This window comes from Dolosicoccus paucivorans (genome assembly GCF_900100125.1).
GTDB classification, from domain to species: Bacteria; Bacillota; Bacilli; order Lactobacillales; family Aerococcaceae; genus Dolosicoccus; species Dolosicoccus paucivorans.
Genome location: NZ_FNEL01000018.1, coordinates 1 through 18,582 on the forward strand (window position 1 = coordinate 1; position 18,582 = coordinate 18,582).

Below are 18,582 nucleotides of genomic sequence, written 5' to 3' on the forward strand. Positions count from 1 at the left end.
TTTTTTTATGTTTTCGTGTCACATATGTATGATACCCTTACATTTTTTAAAAAAACTTAAAATATAGGAAATTACTATGGGATCATACTTAAAGAGAAATGAATAATTTAAACCACAATTTTTGATTTCATATAGCGTGCTTGCTATGATTAACTTACGACATATACTAGGAGGATACTATGTTAAATTTAGCAACAATTGGTACGTCATGGATTACAGAACAGTTCATTGAAGCGTGCGAATTATCAACGGAATATAAATTACAAGCGATTTATTCTCGAACAAAAGAAAAAGCAGACCAATGGGCCGATAAACATGGCGCAAAATACGGAACCGATAATTTAGACCAACTTTTTTCTGATGAAGCCATCGATGTAGTTTACATCGCAAGTCCTAACAGCTTGCACTTTGAACACGTCATGGGCGCTTTAAATGGCGATAAACATGTCATTGTTGAAAAACCAGCTTTTAGTACCCCTGAACTGGCCGTTGAAGCTTACCGATTAGCAGAGGATAAAGGGCTTTATTTATTTGAAGCGGCGCGTCATATCCACACTAAAAATTATGCTTGTTTGCGTCAACTCTTCGAAGAAAAGAAAAAAGAAGCGTCTTACCCATTTTTAGGAGCGAATCTTCATATTGGACAATATTCTTCTAAATACGACGCCTATCAACAAGCACTTAAAGAAGGCACTGCGGTACCGAATGTATTTAATCCTATCTTTGAAGCAGGCTCTTTAATGGATATCGGCGTTTATCCTTTATACGTTGCGTTAGATTTATATGGTGAACCTCACAAAGTCAGTTATCATCCGGTTAAAGGTCCAAATGGGATCGATTTAGCAGGGCACGTAATTTTAGACTATATTGACCACCAAGTGACTATTTTTACTTCTAAAGCTGTGCACTCTAGATTACAAAGTGAGTTTTATTTTGATAATGAAACGATTCAAGTCAATAATATTACCGATTTGGATCGGGTGAGTGTTTATGCACCAGGCCAAGAGCCGACGGTTATTGCACAATACTCAACGGAAAATCCATTGCTAGATGAAGCGGTGCACTTTGCTACGATTATTAATCAAAAAGATCAAGCAACCTACCAGCGTCTAAAAGAGTTAAGCTTACTCGTTGCACGAGTGTTAGATGAATTGAAGCCTCATTAAGCGAATCAACCTTCTTGTTCAAACAGGAAGGTTGATTGTTTTTAAGGAAGAATTTTAGAATTCTTTAAAATCGTTCTCAACCTGTTTCTCACCTTCATAATGTGATATGATTGTAAAAGATTTAAAGAGGAGTGATTGGTATGTCAGCCACATTTAATGGGCTATTTATTTTGTTTATTCGAATAATGGTGGTTGCATTGACTTACCAAGTTATTGCTAAAATTCATTGGCAAAAACTCTTTACAAAAGCTAACTATTATATGGCTCAATACGTTTGTTTACTTGTCAGTATTGGTTTAGGACATATAGTAGGCTCTTTTTTTGTTGAAATCATTCAACTGATGCAAGCTATCTTATTAGCTCAACTTACATAATATTATTTTCGTAAACTAAAGGGGTCGAAATTATTCATGGAAGAAATTATTGTTCAAGGTGGTAGACAGCTTGAAGGGGTCGTTAAAGTAGAAGGGGCAAAAAATGCGGTTCTTCCTATTTTAGCAGCAACCATTCTAGCTGAAGAAGGTCAAGTTGAATTGACAAATGTGCCGGTTTTATCAGACGTAGAAACGTTAAACGAACTGCTCAATACGATTCAAGTTAAAACAGTATTCGATCAATATGAAAACACATTGACAGTCGATGCAACAGGGGACGTTTTAACGATCGCTGATTATGATTTTGTTAGTAAAATGCGTGCGTCCATTGTTGTGATGGGACCACTTCTAGCTCGTTTTGGCCACGCTAAAGTAGCGATGCCTGGTGGATGTGCGATTGGAAGCCGTCCGATTGATTTACATTTAAAAGGATTCGAAGCACTAGGGGCAACGATTACAAGAGCCGATGGGTATGTCGAAGCTAAGGCCGACAAATTAGTAGGAACAAAGATCTACTTAGATTTTCCAAGTGTTGGAGCGACAGAAAATATTATTATGGCAGCTGTACTAGCAGAAGGAACCACCATTTTAGAAAACGTGGCTCGCGAGCCAGAGATTGTTGATTTGGCTAACCTTTTAAATCGAATGGGAGCTCAAGTTATTGGAGCTGGAACCGAGACGATTAAAATTACTGGAGTGGATCGTTTACACGGCGCAAAACATCATGTCATTTCAGATCGCATTGAAGCAGGAACATTTATGGTAGCAGCGGCGATTACTCAAGGCGACGTATTAGTTGAAGGAGCGATTGCTGAACATAACCGCCCCTTAATTAGTAAGTTACGCGAAATGGGTGTTACAATTGATGAGTACGATCAAGGTGTTCGTGTTAGAGGTCCAAAGGAGTTAAAGCCGACAGACATTAAAACATTACCTTATCCAGGATTCCCAACAGATATGCAAGCTCAAGTGACCATCGCTCAACTCTTAGCTAACGGTACGAGCTCTCTAACCGAAACGGTCTTTGAAAATCGCTTTATGCACTTTGACGAGTTACGTCGCATGGGAGCGGACTTTACGACTGAACGCCAAACAGTATTAATGTATGGTCCGGCTAAATTAAGTGGAGCCCGTGTCAAAGCAACCGATTTAAGAGCGGCCGCAGCGCTTATTTTAGCCGGGCTACGCGCTGAGGGAACCACTCGAGTTTCTGAATTAGTTTATTTAGACCGAGGCTACTATCGATTCCATCAAAAGTTAAAAGCGCTTGGAGCTAATATTAAACGCGAAAAAACAGAAGAAGTAGAGTAACTTTAAACAGATCAATCATTAAAAAAGAAAAGGAGGGGTTACATTGGCACGAGATATTGGTATTGATTTAGGTACTGCGAATATTTTAATTCACTATAAAGGACGCGGAATTGTTTTGAATGAACCGGCTGTTATTGCTTTAGACAAACAAACAAAAGATGTCATCGCTTATGGGAAAGAAGCCTACCACCTTATTGGTAGAACCCCTCCGTCGATTGAAGTCATTCATCCATTAAAACATGGAATTATTGAAAACTTTAATTTAACCGAAACCTTGCTTGTTTTATTTTTAAATCAGTTACAGTTAAGCCGTTGGTTTAGAAAGCCTAATTTACTGATTAGTTATCCAAGTAATGTTAGTGAAGTTGCTTTAGTCTCTCTCGTTGAAGCGGCTGAAAAAGCTAGTGGTGCTAGAGTTTACACCCAACCTGAAGCATTAGTAGCGGCGATTGGTGCGGGGATGGATATTAAAGAGCCAAAAGCTCAAATGATTATTGATATTGGTGGTGGCACAACAGACTTAGCGATCTTATCTAAAGGAGAAGTCATTGCTTGTGAGTCACTAGCCATCGCTGGAGATACTTTTGATGAAGCAATTATTCAATATTTGAAAAAAGAACATCACTTATTGGTCGGCCCTCAAAGTGCCGAACAATTGAAGATGACAACTGTCAGTGCATTATGGCAAGAAAAAGGACCTAAACAAGGAACCATTAAAGGAAGGGACTTATCAACAGGGATGCCCCAGGCTTTGTCAATCGATTCAAATGATTTGTTGACCTGTTTATTACCTTTATTTGAGCGAATTGTTTTTATGGCTAGACAATTGATTCAAGACTTACCTCCAGAGATCGCCTCGGATATTGTAGACCAAGGGATCATGTTAAGTGGTGGAGGAGCTTTAATTGATGGGATGGATGAGTATTTATCAAGACAACTAAGTATTAGTGTCATTCAAGCAGACAATCCATTAACTTGTGTAGCGATTGGAACAGGCATGTTGTTAGAATATATGAACACTAAAGAGTGGGAACAACCTGTCAAAGTTAAAAAGACGTCATTTTGGCAACGGATTAAAGGACTCTTTATTCGACCTAGAAAGGAAGAAGATCAATGAGGACGCAATCAATTATTAAACCTTCTTTTTCTGAGCGGTTTTTACATGGATTAGCCCTTACGATATTGTATATACTGTTACTTGTATTTGCATTGTTTATCGGTTTGTTCATTGGCTTTGTATTGTTTGGCAAAGGGAACTTTTTTGATTTTCTCAATCTTGATACTTGGCGTAATATCATTCACTTTGTCCGCTAAGTTCGTAAAGGGGGCAAGCTCTTGTTGTATTTTTTTCTTACTTTAACACCCATTTTGGTGATGGTAGTCATTGGTATGTTTTTTCAAGATTTTTTAAAACAATGGCCCGCTTACCCAATCTCCATTGCCCAAGTGCTCATTCCTTTATGGCTTGTATTAATTCATATTTGGTCAATTGAAGTTTTAGGCTACAGTTATTGGGCTTTTGTTTTTTGCCCGTTAAGTACTGCTTTAATTATCGATTTGAGAAGGTATTGCCTTAAGGAACGATATTTTACGTTATATAACTATTTTAAGCATGCTACCCATTTAATCTTCGTCTTTTTAACCGCGCAACAACTCTCTTTTATAGTGTTAGGTTGGTTTATGTGGTTTACAAAGCGCCTATGATTGTTCAACTGATGAGTTTTTAGATCATTTTTTTGATGTAAGATCTTATGAGTCGAAATGTCATAGGTCTTTTTAATAAAGGAATAAGTAAAGTGGTAGAAGGGCTTGATATGTGTTAAAATTTAATGGAACGTCTTTATGTGATTAAAGACAATAAGAGTAGTTTAAACTAAACAAAGATGAGGAGGACTTATGGGGTTTAATCATGAAACGGTGCTGTTACATGAGACGATTGATGCATTAAATATTAAGCCTGATGGCGTGTACGTTGATTGTACTTTAGGTGGAGCAGGGCATGCTTTTTATTTATTAAGTCAATTAAATGAAAAGGGCCATTTATATGCATTTGATCAAGATTTAACGGCCATTAAATATGCTAAAAAAACACTTGAGCCTTATGTTGAATCAGGTCAGGTTACTTTTATTCACGATAACTTTCGTAATATAAAACAAGCACTTCAACAGTATGGCGTTGATCAAGTGGATGGTATTTATTATGACCTAGGAGTCTCTTCGCCTCAATTAGATATCGCATCTCGAGGCTTTAGTTATCGTCTAGAAGCTCCATTAGATATGCGAATGGACCAAACTCAATCCCTAACAGCTAAAGAAATAGTAAATGAATGGTCCTATGAACAGCTAGTTCGGATTCTTTACCGCTACGCCGACGAAAGATTTGCTAAACGAATTGCCCGAGCAATTGAAGAAAAGCGTCAAATACAACCGATTGAATTAACGACGGAGCTAGCAGATATTGTGAAAGAAGCGATACCTGCTGCTACAAGACGTACAGGCGGGCACCCGGCAAAGCGGACCTTTCAAGCGATTCGTATAGCGGTTAATGATGAACTAGGTGCCATTGAAACATCTATTGAAGACGGTCTTACCCTTTTAAAACCTAAAGGACGGATGAGTGTCATTTCATTCCACTCATTAGAAGACCGCATTGTCAAACATTTATTTAAAGAAGCAAGTAGTTTGCCGGATATTCCTGCAAATCTACCTATATTACCTCAAGATCATAAAGCAGACTATCGCATGATTACTCGCAAACCTATTGTAGCAACGCAAGAAGAGCTAGATGAAAATAATCGATCTCGTAGTGCAAAACTAAGAGTGATTGAACGACAGTAGGACACCTTAGAAAGGAGTGTTAGATATGATGGATTCTGCTTACAGAAAATACCACACGGTTTCTACAACCAGATCTCGTCATTCTAATACTTTAACTACAAGAATAGCTAAACAAACCACTAGCAAATCTTTTAATTTATTTCGGGTGAAGTTTTCTAAAAAAGAACTCATCTGCTTAATGAGTATGATCGGTGTTGTCGTTTTATTTATCGTAACGAACCTATTATGGGCCGGCGACATTCAAAAAATGGAACGAAGTATCGATGCACTAGAAGCAGATGCGAAAGAACATCAAGTTGAAACAGATGCGATGAATGAAGAGATTATGAAACGAACATCTGCCGATGTATTAGAACAAGCGGCTAAAGAAGCCGGAATGGTTAAAGACTCTTCGCGTATAAAGGAAGTGCCGATGAATGAGTAAACGTTTTTCGCCTGTTAGTAACGCTGAGAAAAGGAAAAATTTAATGAGCTTGCAATGGCTCGTCTATATTGTCAGTATTATTATTATCGCTCGACTCGTCCAAATTGGTGGATTCCACACAGTCGATGGCGTCGATTTAACTCAAAGAGCGGACCAACTAACCCAAAGAAGTAGTGTCGAAGACGTAAAGAGAGGAAGTATCTTTGATGCTTCAAGACAACCTCTAGCAGTCGATACTACTTCTTATTCTATTCATGCATCTTTAGATCCAGATGCCAAAGATTTTGTTAAAGATCCTCAAAAAACCGCCGCTATGTTGAGTAAACATATCGATTTATCTTACGATGAATTATTGGAAATACTATCACAGCCAGATCGATCTCAAGTTGAATTTGGTCCTAAAGGCCAACAACTGACTTATGAGACAAAAAAAGTCATTGAGTCTTATCAATTACCAGGTATTTCTTTTACGCTACAACAAAAAAGGCTCCATAATTATCCTCATTTTGCTTCCCATCTATTAGGGATTGTTAAGCGTGATGAAGGGGGAACTAGAAGAGGAGACTCGGGGATTGAAGAAGCTTATGATGATATTTTGGGTGGCCGAGTTGAAGGGGACAGTCAAGATATTTATTTAACCTTAGATCGTCAATACCAATTGCCCCTTGAAGATGTTTTACAAGAGAACTTTGAACGCTATCATCCGCGTTCTATTGTCGGTTATTTAGTGGATGCTAAGACAGGAAAGCTTCTAGCTGCTGGTCAACGACCTACTTTTAATTTAGATACTTTAGAAGGATTAGAAGATGAATGGAAAAGTTTACTTGTAGGTAACGCCTATGAACCGGGATCAACGATTAAGTCGTTAGTTATGGGAGTAGCTCTTCAAGATCAAGTGATCCGCTTAAATGACAAATTTGAATCAGGATCGGTTCGAGTTTATGATCAAATTGTTAAAGATTATCAAGAAACAGGTTGGGGGACCATTACTTATAAAGACGGTTTTGCTCATTCAAGTAACGTAGCAATGGTGAATATTGTTGAAAAAATGGGTCCGGATCGCTGGGTGGAAATTCTTGAAAACTTTGGTTTTGGACAAGGAACTGGAAGTCGTTTATCTGATGAAATTGATGGGATGCTAAGTTTTGATAACCCCGTTTCCAAAGTAATGTCAGGATTTGGTCAAGGCTTTTTAGCAACGCCGATGCAACTGATCCAAGCTTTTTCTAGTATAGGAAATGGCGGTCAAATGTTGAAAATTCAATATATTGATTCAATTGGCCAGCCTAATAAAGCGACCTATCAACCTGTTATTTTAGGCGAGCCGTTTTCTCCTGAAGTGGCTAGACAAGTATTAGAACTAATGGTTCATGCGGTAGAGATGCCAGGCGGAACAGCTAGTAACTTTAACCACCCTCAAGTTAAAGTGGCCGCCAAAACAGGAACAGCTGAAATTGCTGATGAAGAAGGTACAGGTTATTTAACCGGAAGAAATGAGTATTACTTTTCGGTTATCTCATTCTTTCCAGCGGACAATCCTCAATATATGCTTTATTTAGCCATTGAACGTCCACAAACAGATGAACTTATTGGGGGGACCACCATTTTAGGGCATGTCTTTAAAGATTATGTGGATCAAATATACACGTATAATTAAGAAAGAAGGATTCAATTGGAAGTAAGGGAATTAATCAATACGCTATATGATGGAAGAGTCTATGGTGTTAATCACGATCGAAAAACGATTACTCACTTAACAAATGATACGAGACAAGTAATTCAAAACAGTGCTTTTATTGCTATTCGCGGAGAACGTTTTGATGGACATCAAGCCATTGAAGAAGTCGTTGATAAAGGAGCTATTTTAATTGTAGTTGAAGAACTACCCGATCAGTGGCAACAATTCCCAGTGACCTTTCTTCATGTTCAAAATACGGTCCGAGCTCAAGCGATTTTAGCAAACCAATTTTATCATGAACCTTCCAAACAATTGCGCGTAGTAGCAGTCACAGGAACAAATGGAAAAACGACAGTAAGTTCAATGATTAGCGACTTGTTGTCAACTTTAAATCACAGAACAGGAGTTATCGGAACGTTACATTATAAAGTAGGCGATAAAATTTATCCAGCCGTGAATACGACTCCCCATTCTCTTGCCTTACAGGGACTATTTCATGAAATGGTAGAAGAAAAGTGTGATACAGCAATCATTGAAGCATCATCCCATGCCTTAGAAATAGGGCGTTTGTGGTTTACGGATGTGGATTGTGCCATTTTTACTAATTTGACAAGAGAGCATTTAGATTTCCATCAAACAATGGAGCGCTATGCATATGCTAAACGATTACTATTCGCCCAATTAGGACAAGAGTTTCGTCAAGGACGTCCGAAACTTGCTATTATTAATGAAGACGATCCTTATGCCTCATTAATGGCTCAAGGAACAAGTGCAAGCGTCTTAACTTTTAGCCGCAAAAATCCTCAAGCAACGATTTATTGTAAAAATATGACGCATACAATTTCAGGCATGCACTTTGATTTAGTGTATCAATCGACAACATATCCGGTCTTTTTACCTATGTCTGGAGAATATAATGTGTCTAATTATATGGCTGCCTTTTTATGCTTGACGAATAGCTACGGTTATTCACCCGAAGAAGTCCTCGCTGCAACAAAGTCCTTTACTGGCGTTGAAGGTCGTATGCAAACAATCCAAGTAGGCCAACCTTTTGAAGCAATCGTTGATTTTGCTCATACAACCGATGCGGTAGAAAATGTTCTTAAGGAACTATCTGAACGTAAAACCAATCACTTAATTGTTCTGTTTGGTCATAGTGGTGGTAATCGGGATAGTGGAGCACGTCCAGAGTTTGGAGATATTTTATTCCGTTACGCAGATAAAATTGTTTTTACAGCAGACAATCCTCGAAATGAACCTCTTGATAAAATTTGGAGTGAAATGATTCAAGATCATGACGAAAAGCCTTATTGGACCATTGAAGATCGCGCTGAAGCGATTGAACATGCTGTTTCCATAGCTGAAGCAAAAGATATTATTTTATTTGCTGGTAAAGGCGGAGAAGGCGTTCAAATTATAGGTGATACGGAATACCCTTACAACGAAGCTCAAGTTGTCGAACAAGCACTACAAAAATATTACTCTCATTAAGAAGGAGATTTTCTATGGAATTTATATTACCTCTAGCCGTGAGCTTTGCGATCACGGTCAGCTTAATGCCGTTTTTTATCGGCTATTTTCACTACCGTCAAATAGGACAAACGACAAGAGAAGAAGGACCGTTATGGCATGAAGCTAAAACAGGTACTCCGACGATGGGCGGGACGGTCTTTGTTATTGCGATCTTAATTACTCTACTTTTATCTGCTTGGATTATGAATTTGTTGACCGTTCAAGTGGGGATGATTTTAGCAAGCTTCTTTTTATTTGGTGGTATCGGCTTTGTAGATGATTTTATTAGTATTTTCAAAAAACAAAACGAAGGCTTGACCGCTAGACAAAAGTTTTTATGTCAATTGCTTTTTTCTGCTTTCATTGCACTATTAGGAATTATCGGCAAAATTGGCTTAGTGATCCCCCTTGGCTTTATGTCAATAAAATGGAGTATCCTTGTTCTTTTATTTAGTGTTATGTGGATCACCGGCTTTTCAAATGCGGTTAACTTAACTGATGGATTGGACGGTCTAGCCGCTGGCTTGAACATTATTGCTTATTCTGCTTACTACTATTTAGCGATGAAATTAAATAATTTACCGGTGGCTTTAGCATGTTTTGTTGTTGTCGGAGCGCTATTAGGCTTTTTACTCTACAATAAAAAGCCAGCAAAAATCTTTATGGGTGACGTCGGTTCATTAGCCTTAGGAGCAGGGCTGGCAGTCATTTCTTTAATATTAAACCATCCGTGGAGTTTACTTATTTTAGGAATTGTGTTCGTTATCGAAACTGTCAGTGTGATGTTACAAGTGTTTTCTTACAAGACAACTGGCAAATGTATTTTTAAAATGGCACCGATCCATCATCATTTTGAAATGAGTGGTTGGTCCGAAACAAAAGTAGTGTTTGTTTTTTGGTTAGTGGGACTCATAGCTAGTCTTTTATATTTTGCAATCTTTTAAGAAATGAGGACATGTTATGGATTTAAAAGGTAAAAATATCTTAATCATTGGTTATGCCATGACGGGTAAAAGTGTGGCAGAATTTTTACTCAAACAAGGTGCTCATATTACGATTAACGACCGAGGGGATCTATCAAATGACCCGTCGGTTCGTTTGCTTTTAAGCCAAGGTGTTAAAATAGTCGATGGCGGACACCCATTATCTCTATTGGATGAACCGATTGACTTTATTGTCAAAAACCCAGGGATTCCTTATCATATTCCGATAGTTGAAAAAGCTTTAGAACGAAGTATTCCAATCTATACTGATGTAGAAATTGCTTATTGGTTTTCAAAAGCACCTTTTGTATCAATTACCGGTAGTAACGGTAAGACAACAACGACTCAACTTCTAGCTAATGTATTAAATACAAAAGAGCACCCTACTTACTTAGCAGGAAACATTGGAATTCCTGTCTTAGAAGTTATTCAACAAGCTACAAAAGATGATTTAATTGTTTTAGAGATGTCAAGCTTTCAACTAGCAGGGGTCGATCAATTTAAACCTCGGGTTGCAGTACTGACAAATATTTACAGCGCTCATTTAGACTATCATCACACTCGCCAAGAGTATGTGGAAGCAAAACTAAAACTGATTGAACATCTCACTAAAGACGACTATTTAGTTTATAATTATGATAGTAAGGAATTAACGGATTGGGTTAAAAATACTTCAGCACGGGTAATTCCTTTTGCCCGTCTTCGCGTGGACGAATACATTAAACAACATGGGGTCTATGTAGAAGATGAGACAATATATTACAAAGACCAGCCGATTTTAAAAGTTAGTGACATTCAGTTACCTGGGGTTCATAATTTAGAAAATATTCTCGCGGTCGTTGCTGCTGCCATGGTATATAATATTCCGTCTCAACAGATTCAACGTGAAGTTAAAAAATACCAAGGCATGCCTCACCGCAATCAACAAATTGCTAAAAGCCAAGGAAGAGTCTTTTACAATGACTCTAAAGCTACGAATATAACAGCGACGATTACAGCTTTACAAAGTTTTCCTACGGCACCTATTCTTTATATTGGTGGCGGATTAGACCGTGGTAATGAATTTGATGAATTGTTTCCTTATTTAAACCATGTCCGGGGTGCTTTTTTATACGGAGAGACAAAAGAAAAAATGGCTCGTGTTATGAAAGAAGCAGGAATTCCTAAAGTAGAGTGCTTTGATACTTTAGTTGAAGCGACCACGGCAGCTTATTTTTATGCTCGTTTTGGCGACGTAGTATTATTATCGCCAGCTAACGCAAGTTGGGATCAATTTAAAACCTTTGAAGAGCGTGGCGATTTATATACAACAACAGTGCAGACTTTAATTAATACACATCCTTATGAAGACAATGGAGGGCAAAAAGATGACTCAACTCAATAGAATTGTTCTAACAGGTGGAGGAACTGGCGGACATATTTATCCTGCTTTAGCTTTATGCCGTTATTTACAAAAGAAACATCCTAATTTAGAAGTATTATACATTGGAACTGACAAAGGACTCGAATCAACGATTGTTCCTAAAGCTGGTTTAAATTTTAAAACAGTTAATATTCAAGGAATTAAACGAAGTTTATCCCTTGAGAACTTAAAGACACTATGGTTGCTTTTCAATTCAGCGTCTAAAGCACGCCATATTTTAAAGGATTTTCAGCCGGATATTGTCATAGGAACGGGTGGATATGTGGCTGCTCCTGTGATTTACGCTGCCCACAAGTTAGGTATTCCGACGATTATTCATGAACAAAATAGTGTAGTGGGACTAACCAATAAATGGCTCAGCCGATATGCTGATCGTATTGCGATCGCGTTTGAAGATGCATTTTCTGATTTTAAAAAATATCCAGATAAAACGATTTTAGTCGGTAATCCAAGAGGTCAAGAAGTCATTGAAGAGCCTGTGGATCGTAATATTTTAAAGGATCAATTTGAATTAGATCCCGATAAGGCAACGGTTTTAATTTTTGGGGGAAGTCGAGGAGCGCCAAGCATTAATCAAGCGGCCTTTGACGCGATGAATTATTGGCAAGATGTTCCTTATCAAATCATTATTGCTACGGGAACAGACCATTATGATACGTTTATGCAACAAGTACAACTGTCCTATGAGTCACTTCCTAAAAACATTAAAATTGTCCCTTATATTGATCAAATGCCGACAGTTTTTCAAGCAGTGGATTTAGTAGTCTGTCGCAGCGGAGCAACTACTTTAACTGAACTCACGGCTTTAGGTATCGGAAGTGTTTTAATACCAAGTCCTTATGTCACTAACAACCATCAAGAACACAACGCGAAAGCTTTAGCCGACCGAGGAGCAGCTGAGATGATTTATCAAGCTGAATTAACTGGGGAAACATTATCGCAAAAAGTAGAACAGTTGATGGTTAACGAAGAACAACGCACTCATATGGCTCATTTAGCTTATGAATTAGGAATGAGAGATACAAACACTCAGTTAGATCAACTGATTCAACAATTGCTGGAAGATGATGAGTGATGGGAAGATCAACTCTTTCATCTAAACGAGCTAGTAAGCGGAATTCGCCGATCTTTCAACAAATAACCAACCCAATGGTTGTATATGCTTTATTGATTGTTATCTTACTAATTAGTAGTTTTCGCCTATTTCCTTCTAATCGCCTAGGTAAGTTAGTGGTGACAGGAAACGATCAAATTAGTAGCCAGCAAGTCATCCAATGGAGCGGATTAACTCCTCTTCATCCAAAAAGAGAAACTTTTAAGAAGGTCAAAATGATTGAGGATCAATTAAAAGAAAAAAACCCTTTAATTAAAGGAGTTCGGTTATCTAAAGAAAATATATTTGAAACGAACATTGAAATTGAAGAGGCAAAGCTAGTTGGGCAAGTGATTTTTGATCAAGAAGACTACACCGTGACTGAAGAAGGGGCTTTTATTGATGAAAGTCACGATGAGCTTCCTCAAATATTGTTTAACGAAAACGATCCTCGTTTAGATGAGTTTTTCGCTTCTTTAGGTACAGTGGCTGTCGATTTACTTGAACAATTTGATTATATTCAGCTAACACCATCTAATATGGAAGGAAGCGAGATTAAAATCCAGTGTCACAATGGCGACTACATTACAACCAATATTCAGAATTTGTCGAAAAGACTGCCCCTGTACAACGATATGAAAGAACAGGTTAGACAACAAGGAGTTTATCATTTAGATATCGGTGCTTACTTTTCGTCAACCGTTCGTCCAGAAGATCAGCTCGATTTATTGATAGAATAATAAATCGGGCGATTATTCTTCTTTTACTATTTAATTTGTGATAAGATGAGTAGAGATAATTGAGTAAATTAAGCTAAGTAAGAAGGCTTCTACTTTTTTTATAACTACTCAAGGAGGAGGCCCTATAGTTAATGAAAAACCATGAAACTTTTGTTAGTTTAGATATTGGAACGACATCGATAAAAGTTGTCGTTGCAGAATATATTAATGGTCAAGTAAACATTTTAGGCGTTGGTAACGAAAAGTCCCGCGGAATGAGTCGGGGAGTGGTAGTGGATATTGATGAAACAGTTGCATCCATTCAACGAGCGGTTCGCCAAGCCGAAGAAAAAGCAAACCGTAAAATCACTCAAGTAGCCGTAGGTGTTCCAAGTAATCAATTAATGATTGAAGAGTCCCACGGGATGGTGGCTGTTTCAAGTCAAAATAAGGATATCCAACCAACGGATGTTGCGAATGTGATTGAAGCAACGAAAGTAAAGTCTGTTCCACCTGAGCGTGAGATTTTATCGATTATTCCTGAAGAATTTATTATTGATTCGATTAATGGGATTGTGGATCCGATTGGTATGATCGGTGTTCGTTTAGAGTTATATGCTAGCCTATTTACCGGTCCAAGAACGATTATTCATAATATTCGTCGCTGTGTGGAAAAAGCTGGCCTAACGATCAATGAACTTGTTATCCAACCTCAAGCCATTGCTGAAGTGGCGTTAAGCCCAGATGAGCGTGAGTTTGGTACGGTTGTTATTGATATGGGTGGTGGCCAAACAAGCGTTGGCATCATTTACGGTAATCAACTAAAGTACACCTTCGTTGACCAAGAAGGTGGCGACTTTATTACAAAAGACATTTCTGTCATTTTAAATACATCAATGGAAAGCGCTGAACGTATTAAGCGTGAATATGGTTACGCACTTCCAGAAGAGACCTCGTCTGAAGAATATTTCCCAGTGGAAACAATTGGTCGACCAGAGCCGGTTCGTGTGGATGAGCATTATTTATCTGAAATTATTAACGCTCGTCTTGCTCAAATTTTTGAAACAATCTATGAAGATCTAAAACAAATTGATGCGCTTGATTTACCAGGTGGATTTGTTATTACAGGAGGCGGAGCATCGCTACAAGGCGTTTTAGAAATGGCTCAACAATACTTTGGACCGAATGTCCGGATGTATGTGCCTCATCAAATGGGAATACGTAATCCGATTTTTACAACAAGTATGGGAATTTTAGAATACGTAGCGAATTTAGATCAAATTAATCGAATCGCTCAAGTTCCATCTCGTGCTAGAACAGAGGCCAAAGTCTCCCAGCAAGAAAGATTTGAGTGGGACCAACCATCACCTCAACAAGTATATGAGGAACCTGAAACAAAAGAAAGTGAACCATCGATTAATAAACAATTGTTTAATCGTCCTTCATTAAAAACTTCTAGAAAGTCACAAGAAGAAACTTATGATAGTTATAGCGACTATTCAAAGTACTCAAATGAAGAAGATATGTCGTCTGATATATCTTATGACGAAATACCTGAACCTGTTAAAGAAGAAGGCTTTGCTGGAAAAGTCCGCTCGTTCTTTGACTCATTTTTTAATTAATTATTAGGAGGAAACACTCGTGGAATTAGCATTTGATTCAAATATTGCCCAAGATGGTGCAGTAATTAAAGTCATCGGTGTCGGTGGAGGTGGCGGAAACGCTATTAACCGTATGGTCGATGAGAAAGTAAAAGGCGTCGAATTTATCGCTGCCAATACAGATACTCAAGCTCTGCATGGCTCGAAAGCGGATGTTAAAATTCAATTAGGTCCTAAAGCCACTCACGGTTTAGGTGCTGGATCTATTCCTGAAGTAGGTGAAAAGGCTGCTGAAGAAAGCGAAGAGCAAATTCGCCAAGCCTTAGAAGGGGCAGATTTAGTCTTCGTTACCGCCGGAATGGGTGGGGGTACTGGAACGGGAGCCGCTCCGATTGTTGCTCGTATTGCTAAAGATTTAGGCGCACTAACGGTAGGTGTGGTCACTCGTCCATTTAACTTTGAAGGACCTAAACGTGGTCGTTACGCAGCTGAAGGCTTACGTAACTTAAAAGAAAATGTTGATACATTAGTTGTTATTTCAAATAATCGACTATTAGAAATTGTTGATCGCAAAACGCCAATGATGGAAGCGTTTGGCGAAGCGGACAATGTTTTACGTCAAGGTGTACAAGGGATTTCTGATTTAATTACAGCCCCTGGATATGTCAACTTAGACTTTGCAGACGTTCAAACAGTTATGAAAGATAAAGGCACTGCTTTAATGGGAATTGGTACCGGAACGGGAGAAAACCGTACAACAGAAGCGACGAAAAAAGCTATTTCTTCGCCTTTATTGGAAGTCTCTATTGATGGAGCAGAACAAATTCTATTAAATATCACGGGAAGCTCTGACTTAAGTCTATTTGAAGCTCAAGATGCCAGCGAAATTGTCGCTGAAGCTGCTTCAGGAGATGTTAACATTATTTTTGGTACGTCCATTAATGAAGACTTAAAAGATGAAGTAATTGTAACGGTCATCGCAACAGGTATTCAAAGTGAAGAAGACCAGCCAGCAACCCCTCGTGCAGGTCGCCCAAGCTTTAGCCAACCCGCATTCCAACAACCACAACCATCTGTAGAAAATCAAGTTCCAATTGCACAAGAACAAACAGAGCCTGAAAAAGAGCTGTTTAGCGATTGGGATATTCAACAAGAACAAAATACACGTGAAGTACCAACCCCTGCGCGCGAATCAGCACCTGCAAGAGACTTTAAACGTGCAAACAATGAAGCGGTCAAACGTGAAATCGATCAAAATGATGAAGATGAATTAGATACACCGCCGTTTTTCCGTAAGCGCAATCGTAACTAATTTTGATTAAACAGACCGAATGACTCGTTTGGAAATTCCAACTGTCATTCGGTTTTAGTTTTTAAAGGAGTTTATATGGTTATACAAATTATACTTCAATTATTTAATGCTTATCAGTTATTATTAGTTCTCTATGCTTTAATGTCCTGGCTTCCTGGAGCTAGACAATCTAGCTTAGGTCAATTAGTCGCTCGCCTTGTGCGACCATATTTAGATATTTTTGACCGAATCATTCCGCCTATTGGAGGCATTAGTTTTAACGTTATTATCGCGTTATTTGTTTTACAACTCATTCAGCGAGGACTTTTGTCTCTTATTTTAAGTGTGATGAGGTAGCTTTCAATGTCAAAGGCGATTTATCAACACTATAGGCCACAAGAATATGCATTTATTGACCAAGTTTTAGGGTGGTGCCTGCAAGTTCAAGATCGCTATACGCCCTTTGTTACAGCTTTTTTAACGCCTCGCGAACAAACGATTACCCAACAGCTGGTTTCAAGATACGATGATTTATCAGTGGGTTTTTTTGGAGGACATAAAACAGCTGAACGTCAAAAAGCGATAATCTATCCCGAGTATTTCGAGCCAAAAGAAAGTGATTATCATCTTGCACTTGTAGAAATTGAATATCCTAGAAAATTTAATACTCTTTCTCATCCGCAAGTGTTAGGGACGCTAATGTCATTAGGTATTGAACGCGAGCGTTTAGGAGATATTATTACGAACGGCGCAGATTGGCAGTTTTTTATTGATGAAACGTTAGTCGATTATGTCAAACAACAAATCGATAAAATTGGCCAAATGGGCGTCAAGTTAAATCAATTATCTTCATCTAAAGTATTAACCCCAAATATTTACTGGATTGAAGAAACGGCTATTGTAACATCACTTAGAATCGATGCTCTCATTAGTTCGGTTTACAACTTTTCTAGGCAACAAGCTAAAACTTTGATTGAACGAGGCGATGTAAAATTAAATTTTATGACGATTGAGCGAATCAATGAAGAAGTAGCTTTAAATGATATGATCTCTGTAAGACGTCAAGGACGCTTTAAAGTCCAGTCTTTGGAGGGAGTCACTCGTAAAGATAATTTACGTGTTTCAATTTTAAAATTATCTGATAAAAAATAACTATAAATATGTTAGAATATTAATGTACGTAATTTAGAAAAGAGGGACCTATTTGATGTCGATCACTCCAATTGATATTTTAAATAAACAATTTGATCACAAGATGCGTGGTTATGACCGCGATCAAGTTAATAACTTTTTAGACATTATTGCCGCTAACTTTGAAAAACTTATTGATGAAAATAAACAACTCACTCAAGAGCTAGAAACAACAAAAGAAAAGCTAGCTTATTATGAGGAGCTTCAAGAATCACTCAACAGTTCGATTTTAATTGCTCAAGAAGCAGCCGAACGCTTGAAAAGTAATGCTCGTCAAGAAGCAGAACTTATTTTATATGAAGCCGAAAAGATGGCTGATCACCGCTTAAACGATTTATCTGATGAAGCACGTTTAATGATGAGTGAAATTGAAGGGTTACGCCAAAGTGGAGAGTCTTACCGCCAAAAGATTGAAGAAACTTTAACTGAGCAACTAGACGCCATTCGTCAAGAATACTTAACGGAATTATTTAGCCACAATAAGTACACTCAAGAAGCTCAAGCTCACTTTGAAAATACTGAGCGTCGCTTACAAGAAGTTGATCGTCTAACTCAAGAGGTAGATGAACAATATCCACTGCCTGAGTTACCTGAAAAACCTGAATCAGTTGTTGAATTTGAAGAAACATTAGCTCAGCAACAAGCAGCTGCTCAAAGTCAGCCGACGGTTCCAGGACAAGCACCTACTCCACAAGCCAGAAGAGCCCCTCATGAAGTGCCACCTCATGAAGTACCGCCTCACGAAGTACCACCTCATGAAGTGGACAGAGAAGTTTTTGAAGAAGAGACGGTAGATTCTTTTGAAGAAGGAGAAACCGTTGCATTTGGAGACGGTGAAACGGTGAATGAGATTGACAACACGCCTCAAGTAAGTGATAATGAAACTATTAACGGACAATCCATCCGTTTCGAATTACCAAAAGACTAAGATTAAACCAACACATAAACTTTATATCTCAGCGAGCTAGGAGAAGGTGG

General features: G+C 38.2%; 19 protein-coding genes. All 19 read left to right on the forward strand.

Translation table 11 applies throughout. The features are described from left to right. The first annotated feature begins 179 nt into the window (after positions 1-179). The 19 genes from BLR79_RS03995 (at position 180) to BLR79_RS04085 (ending at position 18,532) form a co-directional block, all read left to right on the forward strand. Positions 180-1,166 carry a Gfo/Idh/MocA family protein gene (locus BLR79_RS03995; RefSeq protein ID WP_092085103.1) on the forward strand — a complete coding sequence of 329 codons (987 nt, stop codon included), beginning with the start codon at positions 180-182 and terminating at the stop codon, positions 1,164-1,166. Positions 1,167-1,306: 140 nt separating this feature from the next. Next, a complete protein-coding gene (locus tag BLR79_RS04000; RefSeq protein WP_092085105.1) occupies positions 1,307-1,540 on the forward strand; it encodes a DUF1146 family protein in 234 nt (77 codons plus the stop codon). 36 nt (positions 1,541-1,576) lie between these two features. Further along, a complete protein-coding gene (murA, locus tag BLR79_RS04005; RefSeq protein ID WP_092085107.1) occupies positions 1,577-2,851 on the forward strand; it encodes a UDP-N-acetylglucosamine 1-carboxyvinyltransferase in 1,275 nt (424 codons plus the stop codon). Between the two features lie 43 nt (positions 2,852-2,894). Beyond that, positions 2,895-3,968: a rod shape-determining protein gene (gene mreB, locus BLR79_RS04010; RefSeq protein ID WP_092085109.1), complete on the forward strand. Its 1,074-nt coding sequence runs from the start codon at positions 2,895-2,897 to the stop codon at positions 3,966-3,968. Then, complete coding sequence (locus BLR79_RS09385) at positions 3,965-4,165, forward strand: DNA-directed RNA polymerase subunit beta (protein ID WP_092085111.1); 201 nt, start codon at positions 3,965-3,967, stop codon at positions 4,163-4,165. Before mreB ends, BLR79_RS09385 begins: the two co-directional genes overlap by 4 nt. Positions 4,166-4,186: 21 nt before the next feature. Further along, entirely contained in the window at positions 4,187-4,555 is a 369-nt protein-coding gene (locus tag BLR79_RS04020; protein WP_092085113.1) for a hypothetical protein, read from the forward strand. A gap of 192 nt (positions 4,556-4,747) precedes the next feature. Further along, positions 4,748-5,689 (forward strand): 16S rRNA (cytosine(1402)-N(4))-methyltransferase RsmH, encoded by a 942-nt coding sequence (rsmH, locus tag BLR79_RS04025; RefSeq protein ID WP_092085115.1) that lies wholly within the window; start codon positions 4,748-4,750, stop codon positions 5,687-5,689. A gap of 145 nt (positions 5,690-5,834) precedes the next feature. After that, a complete protein-coding gene (locus tag BLR79_RS04030; protein WP_159427589.1) occupies positions 5,835-6,113 on the forward strand; it encodes a hypothetical protein in 279 nt (92 codons plus the stop codon). Next, the gene (locus BLR79_RS04035; RefSeq protein ID WP_092085119.1) at positions 6,106-7,770 is read left to right on the forward strand and encodes a peptidoglycan D,D-transpeptidase FtsI family protein; all 1,665 of its coding nucleotides are present in this window, start codon (positions 6,106-6,108) and stop codon (positions 7,768-7,770) included. Before BLR79_RS04030 ends, BLR79_RS04035 begins: the two co-directional genes overlap by 8 nt. Positions 7,771-7,785: 15 nt before the next feature. Further along, entirely contained in the window at positions 7,786-9,282 is a 1,497-nt protein-coding gene (locus tag BLR79_RS04040) for a UDP-N-acetylmuramoyl-L-alanyl-D-glutamate--2,6-diaminopimelate ligase (protein WP_234970803.1), read from the forward strand. A 14-nt stretch (positions 9,283-9,296) separates the two neighbouring features. Then, positions 9,297-10,247: a phospho-N-acetylmuramoyl-pentapeptide-transferase gene (gene mraY / locus BLR79_RS04045; RefSeq protein ID WP_092085123.1), complete on the forward strand. Its 951-nt coding sequence runs from the start codon at positions 9,297-9,299 to the stop codon at positions 10,245-10,247. Positions 10,248-10,263: 16 nt separating this feature from the next. After that, on the forward strand, positions 10,264-11,670 hold the full coding sequence (gene murD / locus BLR79_RS04050; protein WP_092085125.1) for a UDP-N-acetylmuramoyl-L-alanine--D-glutamate ligase: 1,407 nt from the start codon (positions 10,264-10,266) through the stop codon (positions 11,668-11,670). Further along, positions 11,654-12,784 (forward strand): undecaprenyldiphospho-muramoylpentapeptide beta-N-acetylglucosaminyltransferase, encoded by a 1,131-nt coding sequence (gene murG / locus BLR79_RS04055; RefSeq protein WP_092085127.1) that lies wholly within the window; start codon positions 11,654-11,656, stop codon positions 12,782-12,784. The genes murD and murG overlap by 17 nt, the downstream gene beginning before the upstream one ends. Beyond that, the gene (locus tag BLR79_RS04060; protein ID WP_092085129.1) at positions 12,784-13,542 is read left to right on the forward strand and encodes a cell division protein FtsQ/DivIB; all 759 of its coding nucleotides are present in this window, start codon (positions 12,784-12,786) and stop codon (positions 13,540-13,542) included. Before murG ends, BLR79_RS04060 begins: the two co-directional genes overlap by 1 nt. Before the next feature lie 131 nt (positions 13,543-13,673). Then, positions 13,674-15,143 carry a cell division protein FtsA gene (gene ftsA / locus BLR79_RS04065; RefSeq protein WP_092085131.1) on the forward strand — a complete coding sequence of 490 codons (1,470 nt, stop codon included), beginning with the start codon at positions 13,674-13,676 and terminating at the stop codon, positions 15,141-15,143. A gap of 19 nt (positions 15,144-15,162) precedes the next feature. After that, complete coding sequence (gene ftsZ / locus BLR79_RS04070; protein WP_092085133.1) at positions 15,163-16,434, forward strand: cell division protein FtsZ; 1,272 nt, start codon at positions 15,163-15,165, stop codon at positions 16,432-16,434. Positions 16,435-16,509: 75 nt separating this feature from the next. After that, positions 16,510-16,770: a YggT family protein gene (locus BLR79_RS04075; RefSeq protein ID WP_092085135.1), complete on the forward strand. Its 261-nt coding sequence runs from the start codon at positions 16,510-16,512 to the stop codon at positions 16,768-16,770. Between the two features lie 6 nt (positions 16,771-16,776). Beyond that, on the forward strand, positions 16,777-17,565 hold the full coding sequence (locus BLR79_RS04080; protein WP_092085136.1) for a YlmH family RNA-binding protein: 789 nt from the start codon (positions 16,777-16,779) through the stop codon (positions 17,563-17,565). 55 nt (positions 17,566-17,620) lie between these two features. Continuing rightward, entirely contained in the window at positions 17,621-18,532 is a 912-nt protein-coding gene (locus BLR79_RS04085) for a DivIVA domain-containing protein (RefSeq protein ID WP_092085138.1), read from the forward strand. Positions 18,533-18,582: the final 50 nt, after the last annotated feature.